10 protein-coding genes are annotated in these 18741 nt (G+C 66.1%); 8 read left to right on the forward strand and 2 right to left on the reverse strand.

The window, feature by feature from the left end; translation table 11 throughout:
• Nucleotides 1-30: 30 nt before the first annotated feature.
• The 8 genes from KDW96_RS18945 (at nt 31) to KDW96_RS18980 (ending at nt 16484) form a co-directional block, all read left to right on the forward strand.
• Entirely contained in the window at nt 31-7047 is a 7017-nt protein-coding gene (locus KDW96_RS18945; RefSeq protein WP_255837769.1) for an Ig-like domain-containing protein, read from the forward strand.
• Between the two features lie 395 nt (nt 7048-7442).
• Nucleotides 7443-10127, forward strand: a complete 2685-nt coding sequence (locus KDW96_RS18950; RefSeq protein ID WP_255837770.1) for a tetratricopeptide repeat-containing sulfotransferase family protein — start codon at nt 7443-7445, stop codon at nt 10125-10127.
• Nucleotides 10127-11371 carry a TolC family protein gene (locus KDW96_RS18955; RefSeq protein ID WP_255837771.1) on the forward strand — a complete coding sequence of 415 codons (1245 nt, stop codon included), beginning with the start codon at nt 10127-10129 and terminating at the stop codon, nt 11369-11371. Before KDW96_RS18950 ends, KDW96_RS18955 begins: the two co-directional genes overlap by 1 nt.
• Complete coding sequence (locus KDW96_RS18960; protein ID WP_255837772.1) at nt 11368-13587, forward strand: peptidase domain-containing ABC transporter; 2220 nt, start codon at nt 11368-11370, stop codon at nt 13585-13587. The genes KDW96_RS18955 and KDW96_RS18960 overlap by 4 nt, the downstream gene beginning before the upstream one ends.
• The gene (locus tag KDW96_RS18965; RefSeq protein WP_255837773.1) at nt 13577-14794 is read left to right on the forward strand and encodes a beta-barrel domain-containing protein; all 1218 of its coding nucleotides are present in this window, start codon (nt 13577-13579) and stop codon (nt 14792-14794) included. The genes KDW96_RS18960 and KDW96_RS18965 overlap by 11 nt, the downstream gene beginning before the upstream one ends.
• A gap of 46 nt (nt 14795-14840) precedes the next feature.
• Nucleotides 14841-15479 carry an adenylyl-sulfate kinase gene (gene cysC, locus KDW96_RS18970; RefSeq protein ID WP_255837774.1) on the forward strand — a complete coding sequence of 213 codons (639 nt, stop codon included), beginning with the start codon at nt 14841-14843 and terminating at the stop codon, nt 15477-15479.
• Nucleotides 15480-15525: 46 nt separating this feature from the next.
• Nucleotides 15526-15858 (forward strand): hypothetical protein, encoded by a 333-nt coding sequence (locus KDW96_RS18975; protein ID WP_255837775.1) that lies wholly within the window; start codon nt 15526-15528, stop codon nt 15856-15858.
• A 296-nt stretch (nt 15859-16154) separates the two neighbouring features.
• Nucleotides 16155-16484 (forward strand): carboxymuconolactone decarboxylase family protein, encoded by a 330-nt coding sequence (locus KDW96_RS18980; protein ID WP_255837776.1) that lies wholly within the window; start codon nt 16155-16157, stop codon nt 16482-16484.
• 27 nt (nt 16485-16511) lie between these two features.
• On the opposite strand, the gene KDW96_RS18985 is transcribed toward KDW96_RS18980, so the two are convergent.
• Both KDW96_RS18985 and KDW96_RS18990 read right to left on the reverse strand, forming a co-directional pair.
• Nucleotides 16512-17213, reverse strand: a complete 702-nt coding sequence (locus KDW96_RS18985; protein ID WP_255837777.1) for a YebC/PmpR family DNA-binding transcriptional regulator — start codon at nt 17211-17213, stop codon at nt 16512-16514.
• A gap of 112 nt (nt 17214-17325) precedes the next feature.
• Nucleotides 17326-18660 (reverse strand): Glu/Leu/Phe/Val family dehydrogenase, encoded by a 1335-nt coding sequence (locus KDW96_RS18990; protein WP_255837778.1) that lies wholly within the window; start codon nt 18658-18660, stop codon nt 17326-17328.
• Nucleotides 18661-18741: the final 81 nt, after the last annotated feature.

The following is an 18741-nucleotide window of genomic DNA, read 5'->3' on the forward strand; positions in this document are numbered from 1 at the left end:
AACTTGACGCCAACCTTTTGGACTCACTCCATGTCTGCTCTCCGCCTGCGCTTGCTGTTCCCTTCGCAACAGACCAAAGATGTTCCGCTTACGCAGTTGCTGGTTGTACCGGCAGAGCGCGGGGTGACCTACAGCATCATCGATGCGGCTACGCAGAAGCCGGCCAGTGGCATCGTTCTGAAGAAGAAGGGCGATGCTCTGATTGTCGAGGTGGACGAGCAGGCCCTGGTGGAGATCGAGCATTTCTATGCCGACGATCAGGGCGCGGCCTTCGATGTCGGCCCGGCGGCGAGTGGCGAGGCGCAGCTGATCACCGCCAACGATCGGGCGAGCCAGGTGTCGAGTGTGGTCTGGCCGGCAGGCGATAACGACCTGGCCGCGATGCCGCTGGAGGCCGAAGCCGACTCCAATGGCGCGATGCTGTGGGGCGGCGGCTTGCTGGGCGGCGGCGGGCTGCTCGCGGCCGCGGGTGGCGGCGGTGGTGGCGGTGGTGCTGCGGTCGCGGCGGTCAACAACATCGTCAGCGGCGCCATCGTCGGCGGTCCGGTCATCGACGGTCATGGCCTGAGCGTCAACCTCTACAAGGCCGACGGCACGCTTCTGGGCACGGCGACTGTCGATGCCGGCGGGCGCTACAGCTACAGCGTCGGCGCCTACACCGGCGTGGTCATCGCCGAGGTGGTCGATGGCAATGACGGCGATGATTACCTGGACGAAACCACCAACCTCGGCAAGGACCTCAACGCCGAGTTGTTCAGTGCCGGGGTGCTGACGACGCCCAACAGCACCCTTCAGCTCAACCTCAACGTGCTGACGTCAGCCGCCTACCACAAGGCGGTAGAGGCGGCCGGCGGCAGCCCGCTCGATGCCGCGACAGTAAGCAACACGAACACCGCAATCGCCCAGGCATTCGGCCTGCCCGACCTGCACAGCATCGTGGTCGTGACCACCAATGGCAGCACGACCTATGACCTGAATGACGGCGTCAGCGCCGGGGAAGTCTACGGCACCCTGCTGGCCGCGCTGTCGGGGGCGGATGCCCTGAGGGGCGGGGATAGCCAGGCCAGTCTCGACGCGCTGCTGGCGGGCATCAGCCTGACCGGCAGCACTGCCACGCTCAACGCGGCGGCGCAGGAACTGGTCATCAGCGGTGCCTACAGGGCCAACGCAAACGCTCAGGCGGAAACGTCGCTGGTTGTCGACACCATTGCCCCGGTCTTCACCTCGGGTGCGGTTGCCACGGCGATCAATGAAAACAGCGGTGCCGGCCAGGTGGTCTACACCGCCCAGGCCGCTGACGCCAGCCGGCTCAGCTACAGCCTCAAGCCTGGCACCGGCGACGTCAGCGCCTTCAGCATCGACGCCAGCAGCGGCGCGGTAGCCCTGGTCGGCAACCCGAACTTCGAAAGCAAGTCCGCCTACAGCTTCACCGTGGTGGCCACCGATGCGGCGGGCAACGCCAGCGAGCAGGCGGTCAGCCTGGGCATCAACGACCTCGATGAAGTGGCACCAGTAGCGCCGAGCATCGATGTGGTGGCCACTGACGACATCATCAACGCCGCCGAGCAGGGCGCCGTGATCAGCGGCAGCGCCGAAGCCAATGCCACCGTCAGCCTCAACATCGCTGGCAACCTGCGCACGGTCAGCGCCAACGGCAGTGGGGCCTGGAGCTACAGCCTGGTCGCCGCCGATATCGTCGCGATGGGACAGGGGGCGGAAACGCTGAGCGTCACCGCCACGGATGCGGCCGGCAACGTCAGCGCGGCCGGCACGCGCAACGTCAGCGTGGATACCGCAGCGCCGAATGCCCCGAGCATCAATGCGGTGGCCACGGACGACATCATCAACGCCGCCGAGCAGGCCGCTGTGATCAGCGGCAGCGCCGAAGCCAATGCCACGGTCAGCCTCAGCATCGCTGGCAACCTGCGCACGGTCAGCGCCAACGGCAGTGGAGTCTGGAGCTACAGCCTGGTCCCCGCGGATATCGCCGCGATGGGCCAGGGGGCGGAAACCCTGAGCGTCACCGCCACGGATGCGGCCGGCAACGTCAGCGCGGCCGGCACGCGCAACGTCAGCGTGGATACCGCAGCGCCGAATGCCCCGAGCATCAATGCGGTGGCCACGGACGACATCATCAACGCCGCCGAGCAGGCCGCTGTGATCAGCGGCAGCGCCGAAGCCAATGCCACCGTCAGCCTCAATATCGCTGGCAACCTGCGCACGGTCAGCGCCAACGGCAGTGGGGCCTGGAGCTACAGCCTGGTCGCCGCCGATATCGTCGCGATGGGACAGGGGGCGGAAACGCTGAGCGTCACCGCCACGGATGCGGCCGGCAACGTCAGCGCGGCCGGCACGCGCAACGTCAGCGTGGATACCGCAGCGCCGAATGCCCCGAGCATCGATGTGGTGGCCACTGACGACATCATCAACGCCGCCGAGCAGGGCGCTGTGATCAGCGGCAGCGCCGAAGCCAATGCCACCGTCAGCCTCAATATCGCTGGCAACCTGCGCACGGTCAGCGCCAACGGCAGTGGGGCCTGGAGCTACAGCCTGGTCGCCGCCGATATCGTCGCGATGGGACAGGGGGCGGAAACGCTGAGCGTCACCGCCACGGATGCGGCCGGCAACGTCAGCGCGGCCGGCACGCGCAACGTCAGCGTGGATACCGCAGCGCCGAATGCCCCGAGCATCGATGCGGTGGCCACGGACGACATCATCAACGCCGCCGAGCAGGGCGCCGTGATCAGCGGCAGCGCCGAAGCCAACGCCACCGTCAGCCTCAGCGTCGCTGGCAACCTGCGCACGGTCAGCGCCAACGGCAGTGGAGTCTGGAGCTACAGCCTGGTCCCCGCCGATATTGCGGCGATGGGCCAGGGTGCCGAAACCCTAAGCGTCACCGCCACGGATGCGGCCGGCAACATCAGTGAGGCTGACACGCGCAACGTCAGTGTGGATACCGCAGCGCCGAATGCCCCGAGCATCAATGCTGTGGCCACGGACGACATCATCAACGCCGCCGAGCAGGGCGCTGTGATCAGCGGCAGCGCCGAAGCCAATGCCACCGTCAGCCTCAATATCGCTGGCAACCTGCGCACGGTCAGCGCCAACGGCAGTGGGGCCTGGAGCTACAGCCTGGTCGCCGCCGATATCGTCGCGATGGGACAGGGGGCGGAAACGCTGAGCGTCACCGCCACGGATGCGGCCGGCAACGTCAGCGCGGCCGGCACGCGCAACGTCAGCGTGGATACCGCAGCGCCGAATGCCCCGAGCATCGATGCGGTGGCCACGGACGACATCATCAACGCCGCCGAGCAGGGCGCGGTGATCAGCGGCAGCGCCGAAGCCAACGCCACCGTCAGCCTCAGCGTCGCTGGCAACCTGCGCACGGTCAGCGCCAACGGCAGTGGAGTCTGGAGCTACAGCCTGGTCCCCGCCGATATTGCGGCGATGGGCCAGGGTGCCGAAACCCTAAGCGTCACCGCCACGGATGCGGCCGGCAACATCAGTGAGGCTGACACGCGCAACGTCAGTGTGGATACCGCAGCGCCGAATGCCCCGAGCATCAATGCTGTGGCCACGGACGACATCATCAACGCCGCCGAGCAGGCCGCGGTGATCAGCGGCAGCGCCGAAGCCAATGCCACCGTCAGCCTCAGCATCGCTGGCAACCTGCGTACGGTCAGCGCCAACGGCAGTGGGGCCTGGAGCTACAGCCTGGTCGCCGCCGATATCGTCGCGATGGGACAGGGGGCGGAAACGCTGAGTGTCACCGCCACGGATGCGGCCGGCAACGTCAGCGCGGCCGGCACGCGCAACGTCAGCGTGGATACCGCAGCGCCGAATGCCCCGAGCATCGATGTGGTGGCCACGGACGACATCATCAACGCCGCCGAGCAGGGCGCCGTGATCAGCGGCAGCGCCGAAGCCAACGCCACCGTCAGCCTCAGCGTCGCTGGCAACCTGCGCACGGTCAGCGCCAACGGCAGTGGAGTCTGGAGCTACAGCCTGGTCCCCGCCGATATTGCGGCGATGGGCCAGGGTGCCGAAACCCTAAGCGTCACCGCCACGGATGCGGCCGGCAACATCAGTGAGGCTGACACGCGCAACGTCAGTGTGGATACCGCAGCGCCGAATGCCCCGAGCATCAATGCTGTGGCCACGGACGACATCATCAACGCCGCCGAGCAGGCCGCAGTGATCAGCGGCAGCGCCGAAGCCAATGCCACCGTCAGCCTCAGCATCGCTGGCAACCTGCGTACGGTCAGCGCCAACGGCAGTGGGGTCTGGAGCTACAGCCTGGTCCCCGCCGATATCGTCGCCATGGGCCAAGGTGCCGAAACGCTAAGCGTCACCGCCACGGATGCGGCCGGCAACGTCAGCGCGGCCGGCACGCGTGCCATCAATGTGGACACCATCGCGCCTACAGCCGCGAGCTTCGCATTGAACGCCGATACTGGCAGCAGCAACAGCGACTGGGTCACTAATGCTGGCACCATCAACGTAAGTCTTGCTGCAGACGCAGCCAGCTGGGAGTTCAGTTCCAACGGCGGCGCTTTCTGGGCGGTGGGCACGGGCACGAGTTTCGTGCTGGCCCAAGGCAGTTATGGGATTGGCTCGGTGCAGGTCAGGCAGACCGATCTGGCGGGCAATGTATCCACTGTGACCAGCAACGCGAGCGCCATCACGGTCGATTCCGTAGCTCCGGTTTTCCTTTCCGGCTATGCCCTGGACACTGCGTTCGGCGGCGGTGACGGGCTTGTGTTTGTCGATGTCGGCGGCTCGGATGGGAGTTATCCGGGAACGACCATCCACTTGGCTGACGGCGGGAAATATATCCTCACCGGCGCAGCACAGCTTTCTGGTTCAAGCTCCTACAGGTTTGCCGCCATGCGCTTCAATGCCGACGGCAGTCTGGATACCAGTTATGGCAGCGGCACGGGTGTCGTGACCTCGGCGCTCAGCTCGACACATTATTTCTCCGGAGAGTCGGCCCTCGACAGCAGCGGCAATATCTACATGCCGGCTGAAGTATCAGGAGGAGGTTCCGACTTCTATGACATGATCGTGGCCAAGTTCACGGCCAGCGGCACATTGGATACCGGCTTCAATGGTGATGGCTATGCGCTATGGGATTTTGGAAGCAGCTACAAGCATGAAAGCGGCCAGGGGGCTGCCGTCGACGCCAACGGCAAGCTGGTGGTGGTGGGTTATTCGACTCAGGACACCGGTGTGGAAACCGCTGTCGCCCGCTACAACGCTGACGGTACCTTTGACACCAGCTTCGCTACGGTTGGCTGGCAGCTCTATCCGGTTGCGGCATCCTTCGATACGGCCAAGGATGTAGTGATCCAGTCTGACGGAAAAATTCTGATAACCGGCTACGAGAACAGCTCAGGTAGTTACAACGCATATCTGATGCGTCTGTCGAGCGATGGCCAGTTGGATGCCGGCTTTGGCACTGGCGGAATCGTCAAGCAAGACATCAACCCCTCTGGTACCGACGACATCTTCGATACGGCCATCGACGCCAGCGGCAGGATCTATGTGCTGACGGGCGGCTCCTACGCCATGAATGTCGCCCGCTTCACCAGTGCGGGCACGCTCGATACCACCTTTGGAGGTGGAGATGGGATCGCGACTGTATCCACCGGCGGCTCGATGACCAACCGCGGCGGCGGAATGGCTTTCGACTCGAGTGGAAAGGTCCTGATTTCCTCGGCTGCGTACCTTGGAAGCGGTTTTGACACTGTGATCGCTCGCCTCACCAGCGATGGAGCGCTCGATACCAGTTTTGGTCAGTCCGGCCTGATCAAGGCGAATCTGTCGGATAGCGCAAGCGGCTGGGACGAGGGTTATGACCTTGTCGTCGACAGTGCTGACAATATCCTCATTGGCGGGTACGCACGGCGTTCCGACAGCAACACCAATGACTTCATGGTCGCCCGTTACAAGGACTACCAGCCCATTGCCCTGGCCAACGATACCGGCGCCCGAGGAGACGGAGTGAGCAGTGACGGCAGGGTCGTCATCACGGGCCTCGAGGCAGGCGCAACGTGGACCTATAGCATCGATGGCGGCAGCAGCTGGCATGAAGGAACGGGCAGCGGCTTCGACCTCACCGACGGTACTTACGCGATTGGCGCGTTGCAGGTCAGGCAGACCGACCTTGCCGGCAACGTTTCTGCCATCGCGAGCAACGTGGGCGTCATGACGGTAGATACCGTCGCGCCGACGCTCACCGCCAGCACTCCGGCCGACAACGTCACGGCCGTCGCGGTGGGCAGCAATATCGTGCTGACCTTCAGCGAGGCGGTGCAAGCCGGCAGCGGCAATATCGTGATCAGCGATGGCGCGGGCGATACCCGCAACATCGCCATCAGCGATACCAGCCAGGTCACCATCAGTGGCAGCCAGGTGACGATCAACCCGACGGCCGACCTGGCGTCAGGTCGCACCTACGACGTGACTTTGGCGAGCGGGGTGTTGACCGACACCGCCGGCAACGCGTTCGCGGGGGTGGCGACGGATGCGCTGGATTTCACGACGGTCAATACATCGATCGTGGTCTTCGATCTGGTCGAGGGCGTGTCCTCCGATCACAGCAACCGCACTTTCGATGCCAATACCGCCTACACGATTTATATCCGGGTACATAGCACCCAGTCAGCCCTAAGCACTGATGGGGTAGGCCCAGGCCCAGCCGATACGTGGGGAGCATGGAAGGGGGCCGAAGCGTTGGGTGCGAACGATCGGATCGTGTTGGTGGGCAACGGAAGCTCAGTCAAAGGAAATTGGTATTCTAATGTGAGTGCCTTTCAAACAATGGCTAATTTGGCTGTATGGAAGACGAACCCTTTTAGTCAAACAAGCCGCGCGGCGCGGTTGTATGATCATGGAGACTTCCGCCGGTCTTATAACCATGTATCTAAGGCGATCGATTTGTGGTCCGGTAATTGGGCGGCAAACCCCAATCAAGGTTCTGCATTGGGCAATGTCTATCAAGTGGCGATGCCAAACGGCATCTTGACCTCTCAGGGGTTGGCCTAAGGCGTACAGGCAGCGGGAGTGCGGCGTGGCGCCAGCCGAGCTGCACAGCACCGCTGCTTGGCGTCTGCCGGGGGCACCGGCGGTTCTGGTGCCGTGGGGCGCTCGGCGATGCCTTTGAACCTGCGGTGGCTGACGGCAACAAAGCGTCGGCAAGTCGCATCGCCGAAGGATGCTGGAAACCTGCTTATTGCCCCAGCGGGCATTCAGCGAGCGCAGGGAGCTTCTTGACCCGACGAAATGCCGGTGTCTATCTGGTCGCTCACCGCGTCCGATGCTGACCTTTCCCGTGAGGCGATCTGCGCGTGTTGAGCGCACAAGCGCAGCTTTTCGGTAAAGGCTGTGTTGCCTGTTCGCCTTCCGCCTCTGAATCACCCTAACCCCTGGAAAACCTCAACGTGTCCTACGCCCCCATACTGCGCCAGCTGGCCGATCGCCAGCAGTTCGGCGAACTGCTGGCCAACGCCCAGGCCTATTGGCACGAGGCTGAGGACTGCCAGGCGCTGCCCTTGCTGGCATTGGCCCACGCCCAACTGGGCCAGCGTCATGAGGCGTTGGCCTGGTTGGCCGAGGCCGAAGCGCGCCTGGTGCAACTGGACCTCGATGCACGGGTGGACTTGGCCGGCGGCTATTGCCTGCTGCAGCGCCCGCTGGACGCCACGCCGCTGCTGGAGGCCGCGCTCGAGGCCCAGCCAGAGCATGCGCTGGCCCTGGCGCGTCTGGCCTGGTGCCGGATGCACGACGGCCAGGCGGAGCTGGCGCGGCAGCTCTATCAACGCTCCGCCGAGCTGGCGCCGCAGCGCCTGCCGGTGTGGAGTGCCTTGGCCCGGCTGTGCCTGGAGGCCGGCGACACCGCCGCCGCGCAGCAGGCGCTGGACGCGGCCATCGAGCGCCTGATGGACGTGCAGGGCGAATTGCCGGAAGCCGTCGTGGCGCAGTTCAGCGCCCAGTTCCGGGGCCTGCAGCTGGAAATCTGGCTGGCCCAGGATGGCCTGGCGCGGGCCGAGCAATGGCTGGACGCGCGCCGCCATAGCCTGAGCGAGGATGAGTGGAGCGGGCTGCTCTGCGGCTATGGGGCGCTGCTGGCCGGCCACGACCGCCATGCGGCGGCGGAAGAAGCGCTGCGCCAGGGGCTCAAGCATTACCCGAAGAACAGCGCCTTGCTCTCGCAACTGGCCGAGTTGGCCCAGGTGCAGGGGCGCACGCTGCAGGCCATTCAGTTGCTGCGCCGCCTGATCCAGCTGCCCGATATGCAGGAGGCCCAGGCCGTGAGCCTGTGGCTGCGCCTGTCCGCCGCCTGTTTGCAGCAGGACGGCGAGCAGGCGCGCCAGGCGGCGCAGAAGGCCATCGAGCTGGCCCAGGGGCTGCAGGCAGGTGAGTCGATAAGCGAGGCCGGCCTGCTTGGGCTGCGGTTGCAGGCCAAGCAGGCCCTGGCCCAGGTGGAGAGCCAGGCGCAGCAGTTCGAGGTGGCCGAACGCCTGTTCGGCGAGGTGCTGGCGGAAAACCCCTGGTCCGTGCCGGCGTTGCAGGGCCTCGGCCAGCAGCAGATGCAGCGCGGCAAGATCGACGAGGCGGTGGCGCTGTTCGAGCGCATCAGGCAGGTCGACCCGCCCAGGGGCTACGCCTCGCTGATCAACGCCCGCCAGTTCCCTGAGGACGTGGAGACGCTGGAGCGCATGGAGCAAGCTGCGCGCCAGCCCAGCCTGGAGGGCTCGCTGCGCGCCGGGTTGCTGCTGCAACTGGCCGCCGCCTGGGAGAAGCGCAAGGACTACGACAGGGCCTTCGCCCTGGCCAAGGAGGCCAACGACGCGAGCAGGAAGCTGCTGCGCTACGACGGCAAGGCCCATCGCAACAGCTGCGCGCGCATTCGCCATGCCTTCAGCCGTTCGCTGTACCAGCATCGCCAGGGCTGCGGGCTGGATTCGACCCTGCCGGTCTATGTGGTGGGCATGCCGCGCTCCGGCACCACCCTGGTGGAGCAGATTCTCGCCGGCCACAGCCAGATCTTCGGCGCCGGCGAGCTGGGGGTGATTCCCCAGCGCATCGCCGGGCTCAATCGCTGGGAGCGCCACAGCGGCTCCGGCCGCCACTACCCGGACTGTGTCGACGACCTGAGTCCTTACGTGACGGCCGGCATCGCCAACGGCATCCTCGACGAGCTGCGCGAGTATGCCCCCGAGGCGCGGCACATTGTCGACAAGCTGCCGCACAACTTCGAGAACATCGGCCTGATCAAGTTCCTGTTCCCCAGGGCCAAGATCATCTCGGTGCGCCGCGACCCGCGCGACATCGCGATCTCCAACTACTTCACCGATTACCAGGCCAAGCACGGCGGCATGGGCTTCGCCTACGACCTGGGTGCAATCGGCGAGCAACTGGCCGACCACAACCTGCTGATGCACCACTGGCAGCAGCTGTTCCCCGGCGAGATTCTGGAAATCAACTACGAGGACGTGGTCGGCGATCTGGAAGGATCGGCGCGCAAGATGCTCGAGTATATTGGCGTGGCCTGGGAGTCCCAGGTGCTGGCCTTCAACGAGCTGGAGCGGCCGGTGAAGACCGCCAGCGTCTGGCAGGTGCGCCAGCCGGTGTACCAGACCTCCAAGGCCAAGTGGCTGCGCTACCAGAACCACCTGGCTCCGCTGATTCAGGGCACCAACGCCAGGATCGAGTGGGACCCCATCGAGATGGTCACGCTGCCGGAGCCGGGCCTGCTCAACGAGGGCGTCGAGCTGTATCGGCAGGAACGCCTGGATGAGGCCGAATACCGCTTCAAGAAGTTGCTGCACCATATCCCCGAGCATGCCGCGGCCAATTTCATGGTCGGCCTGATCTATGTGCGCAAGGGGCACCTCAAGGCGGGCATCGAGCTGATGGAGGCGGGGCACGGCAAGTGCCCGTGGAACCCGAACTGGCGCAAGGACCTGATCCAGGCCTACCAGCTGGCCGGCGACACCGAGAAGACCGAGGCGCTGCAGCGCACCCGGCGAACAGAACCCAACGACGACCCGGACGACCAGGGGCAGCCGCTCGGGTCGGCCACTTTTACTGAGACCCTGGGCGACCCGGGAAGGATAGTGTGATGAAGCAACACCCCCTCTTGCTGCTGTTCCTGCTCGGCCTGGCGCCCTGGGGCGCGGCCTCCGCCGAGGGCCAGGCCGGCCTCGGCGCGGCATTGAACGCCACCCTCGCGAACCATCCGGCGCTCAGCGGCAAACAGGCCGAGGTGCAGGCCAAGGCCTATATCGGCGACAGCGTGCGCGCCCAGCGCTACCCGACGCTGAGTACTGAACTGGCGGCCAGCGAGGACGATCAGCCCTCGACCCTGCGCCTGCGCCAGCCGCTGTGGGCCTTTGGCCGCATCGACAGCAACATCGCCTTCGCCGATGCCGATGTGCAGGCCGAGCAGGCCGACCTGGTGCGCCTGCGCCGGCAATTGCTGGATCAGACCGCCGTGGCCTACGCCCGGGTGCTGGGCAGCCAGGCGCGCCTGCGCATCGCCGAGGACAACGTCGCGGCGCTGGACCGCCTCTACCAGCAGGTCCTTCGTCGCGAACAGGGCCAGCTGGCCTCGACCGCCGACGTGCGTCTGGCCCTGGCGCGCCTGGCCCCGGCCCGCGCCCAGCAAGAGCGTTACCAGGGTGAGCTGGCGGTGGCCCTGACCGAGCTGCGTACCCTGACCCAGGTGCCGGTGGGCGCCGATCGCCCGGTGCCCGAGGCCCTGACCTTGCTGCCGGATGCTGCCGCGCTGGAGGATCTGGCGTTGGCCGAAAGCGCCGAGGTGCTGCTGAAGAATAAGCAGGTCGAGCGGGCGCGGGCCGAGGTCAAGCGTGAGGGCGCCGCGCCCAGGCCGACTGTCTACCTGCAGGCCGACCGCTATTTCAATCATCCGGCCTTCGGCAGCGACAACCAGGTGGGCGTGGTCTTCGAAGCCAGCCTGGATGGCTTGGGCTTTGCCGCGGCCGGGCGCAGTAATGCGGCCGATGCCCGCCTGCAGGCCGGCATGGATGAGCTGAGCAACACCCGCAACGAGATCAGCCGCAGCGTCAGCAGCCTGTACACCAACCGGCGGGCGCAGCAGAGCCTGATCGAGGCCTATGGCCAGTCGGTGACGGAGCTGAGCGAGATACTCGCCTCCTACCAGCGTCAGTACGAGGCCGGGCAGAAGGCGTGGCTGGATGTGCTGAATATTCAGCGTGAACTGACCGAGCAACGCCTGCAGCAGCTTCAGGCAGAGAACGACTGGCTGATCTACTCGCTGAAACTGGCGGCACTGACCGGCGGCCTCGATGGCCTGGCCGGCGGACAACGCAAGGACATGCCATGAGCCTTCATGAAACCCCGAACGCCGATGGCGCCGCGCCCGGTGCGGCTGTCGAGGGCAAGGCGCCGCCTGCGGCGCTGCTGCACCAGCTGCTTGCGCAGCTCAACGTCAGCGCCGACTTGCAGGCGCTGCACGGCGCCTGTGCCAAGGCCGAGCAGAGCCTGCCGGCGGTGCAGCCGGCCGAGCGGGTGCGCTTTATCCTCACCCAGGTCCAGCTCAAGGGCGTGCAGCCCATCCAGCTGGCCTGGCGCCGCTTCGACCTGCGCCGTCTGCCGGCGTTGGTGCTGCACGAGGACGTCTGGTATCGAGCCGAACGCCACGACGGCGACAACATCGCCCTGACCGACGCCGCGGGCGCGCGCCAGACGGTGGCCGAGAGCGAATTGCAGAGCGCCCTGGTGCTCTGGCTGCGGCCGCCGGCACAACGCTCCAAGTCGACCACGCCGTCGCTCAAGGGCAACCTCGCCGCGCGCCTGGTCTGGCGCGAGCTGTTCCGCGAGCCGGCCTGGGTCGCGAAGGTGCTGACCGCCACCGTGATCGTCAACCTGCTGGCCATCTCCACCTCGCTGTTCGCCATGCAGGTCTACGACCGGGTGGTGCCGACGCTGGCCTACAGCACCCTGACCACCCTGGTGGCCGGCATGGGGCTGATCATCCTGCTCGACTGGGGGCTGAAGATCCTCCGCGCGCGCATCGTCGACAGCGTCTCGGTGGCGGTCGACAAGCGGGTATCGCAGCAGGTCTTCGACCATTTGCTGCACCTGCGCCTGGATATCCAGCCCAAGAGCCTGGGCACCCTGGCAGCCCAGGTGGGCGGCCTGGATTCGGTGCGGCAGTTCTTCAGCGCGGGGGTGATCTTCGGCCTGATCGATCTGCCCTTTGCCCTGATGTTCATCGCCTTTATCGCCCTCATCGGCGGCCAGGTGGGCTGGGTGTATGCCCTGCTGCTGCCGGTGGCGTTGCTGCTGGGCCTGACCACCCAGGTGCGCCTGCGCGACCTGCTGCGCCGGCAACTGCAGCGGCACAACGAGCGTCAGGGGGTGCTGGTGGACACCATCCGCGGCGCCGAATCGATCCGGGCGAACAACGCCACCTGGCGCTTTTCCGAGGAGTGGCAGGCGATCACCGCGTCTATCGACGGCTACAGCATCCAGCAGAAGGCGATCAACAGCTTCTCCAGCGTGACCACCGGCAGCCTGTCCACCCTGGCCTACGTCGCCGCGGTGGTGGTGGGGGTCTGGCAGATCGAGGTCGGCCTACTGACCATGGGCGGGCTGATCGCCTGCAGCATCCTCGGCGGGCGGGTGATCGCGCCCATCGCCCAGGGCGTGCAGTACCTGACCCAGTGGCAGAACGTTTCGCAGTCCCTGCAGATGGTCAACCAGGTGCTGAGCCTGGACCTGGAGCGGCGCGCCGACCAGCACCTGCTGTTGCCGGAGAGTCCGCCGCAGACGCTGGAGCTGGAAAAGGTGCGCTTCGCCTATCCGGAGTCGCCGGTGCAACAGGTCAATGTCGCCAACCTGTCGCTGCGCGCGGGCGAACGGGTGCTGCTGGTCGGGCCGGTCGGTTGCGGCAAGTCGACCCTGCTCAAGGTGCTGGCCGGGCTCTATCGCCCCCACGAGGGTCGGGTGCGCCTCGGCGATGCCGATCTGTGGGAGATCGACCCGCAGGTGGTCGCCGGCCACCTGGGTTACCTGCCGCAGAGCGTGCACCTGTTCAAGGGCACCCTGCGCAGCAACCTGGCGCTGTCGGGCACGGTCGGTGATTCGCGTCTGCTCAAGGTGACGCGCGATCTCGGCGTGGATGCCATCGCCGCCAGCAGTCCGCTGGGCATGGACCATTCGATCAGCGAGGGCGGCGAAGGCCTGTCCGGTGGCCAGCGTCAGCTGGTGGCGCTGGCGCGGGTGGTGATCGCGCAGCCGCGTATCTGGCTGCTCGACGAGCCTACCGCCTCGCTCGACGCGGAAAGCGAGGCGAAGGTCTGGCAGGTGCTCGAGGAGAACCTGAGGCCGGAAGACATCCTCATCGTGTCGACCCACAGGCCCATGCTGGCGATGAAGCTGGCGACCCGGGTCATCCTCATGCAGCAGGGCGAAGTGGTGAAGGACGGCAAGCCGGAGAGCGTGATGCCGCAGTTGCTGGCGCGCGCGGCAATCAACCGGCCGGCCGATGCGCTGCCGGCACGCAAGTACATGGGAGGTGCGCCCGATGTGGTTTAACCGATACGACGGCGATGAGGATGCGGCCAACCAGGCCCGTATCGAACGCCTGGAAAGCTATCACCGCGGCCGGCATGGCCTGCTTCTGGGGGTGTTGTCGCTGGCGGTCGTGGCGTTCATCGCCTGGGCCATGGTGTTTCGCATCGACGAGGTGGCCCGCGCCACGGGCGAGGTGATCGCCAGCAGCCGGGTGCAGATCATTCAGTCGGTGGATGGCGGGGTGCTCTCGCAATTGCGGGTCAGGGAAGGCGACCGGGTCGAGCCCGGGCAGATTCTGGCGCGCCTGGACCAGACGCGTATCGGCGCCACGGTCGGTGAGGTGGAGGCACGGCTGTTCGCCCTTAAGGCCAAGGCCGTTCGCCTGCGCGCCGAGGTGAGCGGGGCCGGCCAGTTGGTCTTCCCCAAGGACGTCAACCCGCTGTTCCAGGAGCAGATCAATGTCGAGCGCGCCTTGTTCAGGCAGAGGGGCATCGGCCTGCAGGAAGAACTCAGAACCCTGCGGGTGGCGGTCGATCTGGCGCGCAAGCAGCTCAGGCTGGTCGAACAGTTGCTCGAGTCCGGCGATGTCAGCGGCTCGGAGCTGCTGCGCGCCCAGCGCGACGCCAACGAGGCCGAGGCGCGTCTGGTCAACCGCAAGAACAAGTTCCTGGAAGATGCGCGCATCGAGCTGACCAAGGCCGAAGACGAGATCGCGCAGGCGGAGCAGATGCTCACGCGGCGGCAGCAGGAGCGCCAGGACAGCGTGTTCACCGCGCAGGTCAAGGGCATCGTCAAGAACATCAGGGTGACCACGGTGGGCGGGGTGCTGCGCGCCGGCGAGGAGATCATGCAGATCGTGCCGGTGGACGATGAGCTGATCATCGAGGCCAAGGTCCGTCCGGCGGACATTGCCCAGATACAGCCGGGGCTGCAGAGCAATATCCGCTTCGATCCGTTCGACTACACCATCTTCGGCAGCGTGCCGGGCAAGGTGATCTACGTCAGCGCCGATACCCTGAAGGAGGACACCCAGCGGGGCGAGGAGATCTACTACCGTGTGCATGTCTCGCCGACGACCCATCCGGCGACCAGCACCACCGGCAAGACGCTCGACATCCTGCCCGGCATGACGGCGCAGGTGGATATTCGCACCGGTGACCGAACCCTGATGGATTACCTGCTCAAGCCCCTGAAGAAGACGGTGTCCGAGGCGTTCGGCGAGCGCTAGCTTGCCAGCCCTCGAGCGTTGCAGCCGCCCTGTGAGGAGAAGTCCTGTGCCGACAGACAATATCCATTGGCACCCGGTCAGTGTCAGTCGCGAGGACCGCGAGGCCGGAAACCGCCACAAGAGCGCGCTGGTGTGGTTTACCGGCCTTTCCGGGGCCGGCAAGTCGACGGTGGCCCATGAGGTCGAGCGTCGCCTGCACCAGCGTGGCTGCAGCACCTATGTGCTGGATGGCGACAATGTCCGCCATGGCCTGTGCGTCGATCTCGGGTTTTCGGCGCTCGATCGCGTGGAAAACATCCGCCGAGTGGGGGAGGTCGGCAAGCTGTTCGTCGACGCCGGGCTGTTGGTCCTGACCGCCTTCATTTCGCCGTATAGGGAAGACCGGGCGCGAGTCAGAACGCTGTTCGAGCCCGGTCGATTCATCGAGGTCTATTGCGAGTGTCCGATTGCGATATGCGAGCAGCGCGATGTGAAGGGTCTGTATCGCAAGGCACGGGAAGGCCTGATGCAGGAGTTCACCGGCATATCGGCGCCCTATGAAATCCCGCAAGCGCCTGAGCTGGTGCTCAATACGGGCAAGCAGTCCATCGAGGAGTGCGTGTCGAGGGTCATGAGGCTTCTGGAGGAGCGGTCGATATTGACTGCCGACAGCGCCGGGCCTGGCTCTGGACCTGATGTACAGTGACAGCCCGGCGTTTGGCCAGGAAATCTTCAGTCCAAATGAGGGCGATATGAGCAGAATGGCGTGCGTTGCGTGTTGTCTGGCAGCAGTGCTTGCTTGGCCGGCCTTGGCCGAGCAGCAGGCCGGACAGACCCTGCGGGTGATCCCCAAGGTCTATATCAGTCCTGGCGCCAGCGGCAGCATCGGCTCTTCCGAGCGTTTTGAGCGTCACGATCTGTACGGCGGACAGCAGTTGCCCGGCGTGTCGCGCATCGAAACTGGCTATGGCAGCCAGTCCCATGAGGTTCGCGGCGGCATCCAGCAGAGCGTCGAGTATCCGGGCGGTTATCGGGTCGAGCAGTTGCCGGGCCAGTCGGGTTACAGCCGTGAGCGCACGCGCTGAGCCACTGCCACGTCTCGATCGAAGGTAGCCGAAACGGCCGATGCCCGGTCGATGGTGTTTTCTCTCCCCCTCAATGCACTGCTCAGTGCCTGCTTCCCCACAGTGGCTCCAGCCGGTCATCGCGGTCGCAACCGCTGTTGCTGCGATTGCCTTCGGCCGGCTCTTGGCGATGGCGTTCGAACAGCGGCAATCCCGGTCAGCCCGTCTGGCGGCGGGCCGTCATCGCCGGCGCCGGCCGACTAACCTGAACTAGACCCTTCTAGCCGGCGCCTTGCGCCTCACATCGGGAGATCTGCATGGAAAAGCACAAGAAACTCGACACCTACGGTCGGTTCAAGAAGCAGCATCCGGACTATTTCGCGGCGGTGGAGGCGTTGGGTGCGGCGGTGCGCGATGTCGGGCCGCTGGACGAGCGCCAGGTGCAGTTGGTGCAGCTCGGCGCGGCCGCGGCGATTCGTTCGGAGGGGGCGGTGCACAGCCATGCCCGGCGCGCGCTGGAGGCGGGGGCCAGCCCCGAGCAGGTTCGGCATGCGCTGCTGTCGATCACCAGCACCATCGGCTTTCCGACTGTGATCGCGGCCCTGAGCTGGGCCGAGGAAGTCATCGCCGACGCCGCGCAGCCCTAGGGCCGCCGCGCCGGCAACGGTTCGGGCTCAGCCGGAGAGGCCGACGTAGACGTTCTGTACGTCGTCGTGGCCGTCGATGGCCTCGAGGAAGGCTTCGACTTCTTCGAGCTGCTCGGGCGTCAGGCTGGTGACCGGGTTCTTCGGCCGGTAGCCCAGCTTGGCCGAGTTGACGGTGAAGCCCTGCTCCGGCAGCGCGCGGCTGACGGCGTCGAGGTCGGTCGGTTCGGTGATGAACAGGCTGTTGTCGTCATCGGCGACATCGAAATCCTGGGCGCCGGCTTCGATCGCCGCCAGCTCGGGGTCGGCGCCGCTGTCGCTGGAGGCCTCGATCAGGCCGACGTGGTCGAAGTCCCAGGTCACCGAGCCCGAGGCGCCGAGCTGGCCCTTGCGGAACAGCACGCGAATCTCGGCGACGGTGCGGTTGACGTTGTCGGTCAGGCACTCGACGATCACCGGCACCTGGTGCGGGGCGAAGCCTTCGTAGGTGGTGCGTTCGAAGTTGACGGTCTCGCCGGTCAGGCCTGCGCCCTTCTTGATCGCCCGCTCCAGGGTGTCCTTGGGCATCGAGGCTTTCTTCGCCTGATGCACGGCCAGACGCAGCTTGGGGTTCATGTCCGGGTCGGCGCCGTTGCGTGCGGCGATCATGATTTCCTTCACCAGACGGCCGAAGATCTTGCCTCTGGCGTTGGCGGCGGCTTCTTTAGGTTTGGCTTTCCACTGAGCGCCCATGGATGTTCTCTCGGTCTGTGCGGTCGGATGAGGCGCCTGTCTGCGGTGGCGGGCGGGCCAGGCGAGTGGCGTGGCCGACCGACGGCGGACAGGCGCGGGTCAGCCGCGGATTCTAGTCGCTCTGCCGGCCGCTGGCACCCCCTCCGCAGCGCCGCTCGGCGCGTTCGTTGAAGTAGGTGCGGGTGCCTTGCTGGCTCATGGCTGCGGCGATACGGCCGACGCCCTGCAGATAGGCGGCGGTGCGCAGGCTCACCTGCTCCTGCTCGGCGCGCTCGAAACAGGCCTCGGCGGCCTTGCCGATGCGGTCGTCCAGGCGCTGCTCGACGGTCTCCTGGGGCCAGTAGTCGCCGATGCGGTTCTGCACCCACTCCAGGTGGCTGGCGATCACCCCGCCGGCATTGACCAGCACATCGGGCAGCACCACGACACCGGCGTCTTCCAGCAGCTGATCGGCCTCGGCGGTCACCGGGCCGTTGGCGATTTCGAGAATCAGCGGCGCCTTGATCCGTCCGGCGTTGTCCTCGTCGATGGCGTCCTCCAAGGCCGCCAGCACCAGCACGTCGACGTCCAGCTCCAGCAGCGCCTGCTGCTCGATGCGCTCGGCGTCGCGCTCCTCGCACACCGACTCGTCGCAGTAGACCATGCCCTTGAGCTCGCGGGTTGCGTGCTTGTGCTTCCAGATCGGCTCGGGGTTCAGGCCGTCCTCGTCATGGATCGCGCCCTTGGAGTCGGAGAGGGCGACGATGCGATAGCCCGCCTCATGGGCCAGCCGGGCGAAGTGATAGCCGGCATTGCCGAAGCCCTGCACCGCGACGCGCAGTTGCTCCGGCGACTTGTCCTGGCGCTGGGTCCACAACTGCAGCACCTGCAGGGCGCCGCGTCCGGTGGCGGCCACGCGGCCGGCCGAGCCGCCGAGGCCCAGCGGCTTGCCGGTGATCACCGCCGGCACCTGGCGCCGCTCGATCTGCGCGTATTCGTCGCTCATCCAGCCCATCACCGTGGCATTGGTGTTGACGTCGGGGGCCGGGATGTCGCGGTCCGGACCGATCAGGTCATGAATGGCGCGTATGTAGCCGCGCGACAGGCGTTCCAGCTCCAACCTGGACAGCCCCTTGGGGTCCACGCAGACGCCGCCCTTGGCGCCGCCGAACGGCAGGTCCACCACCGCGCACTTGATGGTCATCCAGAAACTCAGATGGGTGACCTCCTCGCGCGAGACCTGCGGGTGGAAGCGCACGCCACCCTTGGTTGGTCCGCGGGTGTCGTCGTACTGCACGCGCCAGCCCTGGAACACCTTCAGGGCGCCGTCATCCATGCGCACCGGGATGCTGACCTGGGCGGTGAGCTTGGCGCTGGCCAGGCGCTGGCGCACATCGTCGGCGACTTGCAGGCGGTCGAAGATGCGCTCGAGAAACGCCGGGGTACCGTTTTCGGATTGCTTGCTCATGGCAGGCCTCCTGGGTTGGTCCGGCCGCTTTGTGCCGCCGAAATGGCTGCGCCGGTGCGCGAGGCAGCGGCAGGACTAGGT

This window comes from Pseudomonas benzenivorans, from assembly GCF_024397895.1.
Taxonomy (GTDB): Bacteria; Pseudomonadota; Gammaproteobacteria; order Pseudomonadales; family Pseudomonadaceae; genus Aquipseudomonas; species Aquipseudomonas benzenivorans_A.

Bases quoted from the DNA above. Each gene is read 5' to 3' on its own strand.
- KDW96_RS18945 (WP_255837769.1), top strand. From the start codon at position 31: ATGTCTGCTCTCCGCCTGCGCTTGCTGTTCCCTTCGCAACAGACCAAA.
- KDW96_RS18955 (WP_255837771.1), top strand. From the start codon at position 10,127: ATGAAGCAACACCCCCTCTTGCTGCTGTTCCTGCTCGGCCTGGCGCCC.
- KDW96_RS18960 (WP_255837772.1), top strand. From the start codon at position 11,368: ATGAGCCTTCATGAAACCCCGAACGCCGATGGCGCCGCGCCCGGTGCG.
- KDW96_RS18965 (WP_255837773.1), top strand. From the start codon at position 13,577: ATGTGGTTTAACCGATACGACGGCGATGAGGATGCGGCCAACCAGGCC.
- KDW96_RS18975 (WP_255837775.1), top strand. From the start codon at position 15,526: ATGAGCAGAATGGCGTGCGTTGCGTGTTGTCTGGCAGCAGTGCTTGCT.
- KDW96_RS18980 (WP_255837776.1), top strand. From the start codon at position 16,155: ATGGAAAAGCACAAGAAACTCGACACCTACGGTCGGTTCAAGAAGCAG.
- KDW96_RS18985 (WP_255837777.1), bottom strand. From the start codon at position 17,213: ATGGGCGCTCAGTGGAAAGCCAAACCTAAAGAAGCCGCCGCCAACGCC.
- KDW96_RS18990 (WP_255837778.1), bottom strand. From the start codon at position 18,660: ATGAGCAAGCAATCCGAAAACGGTACCCCGGCGTTTCTCGAGCGCATC.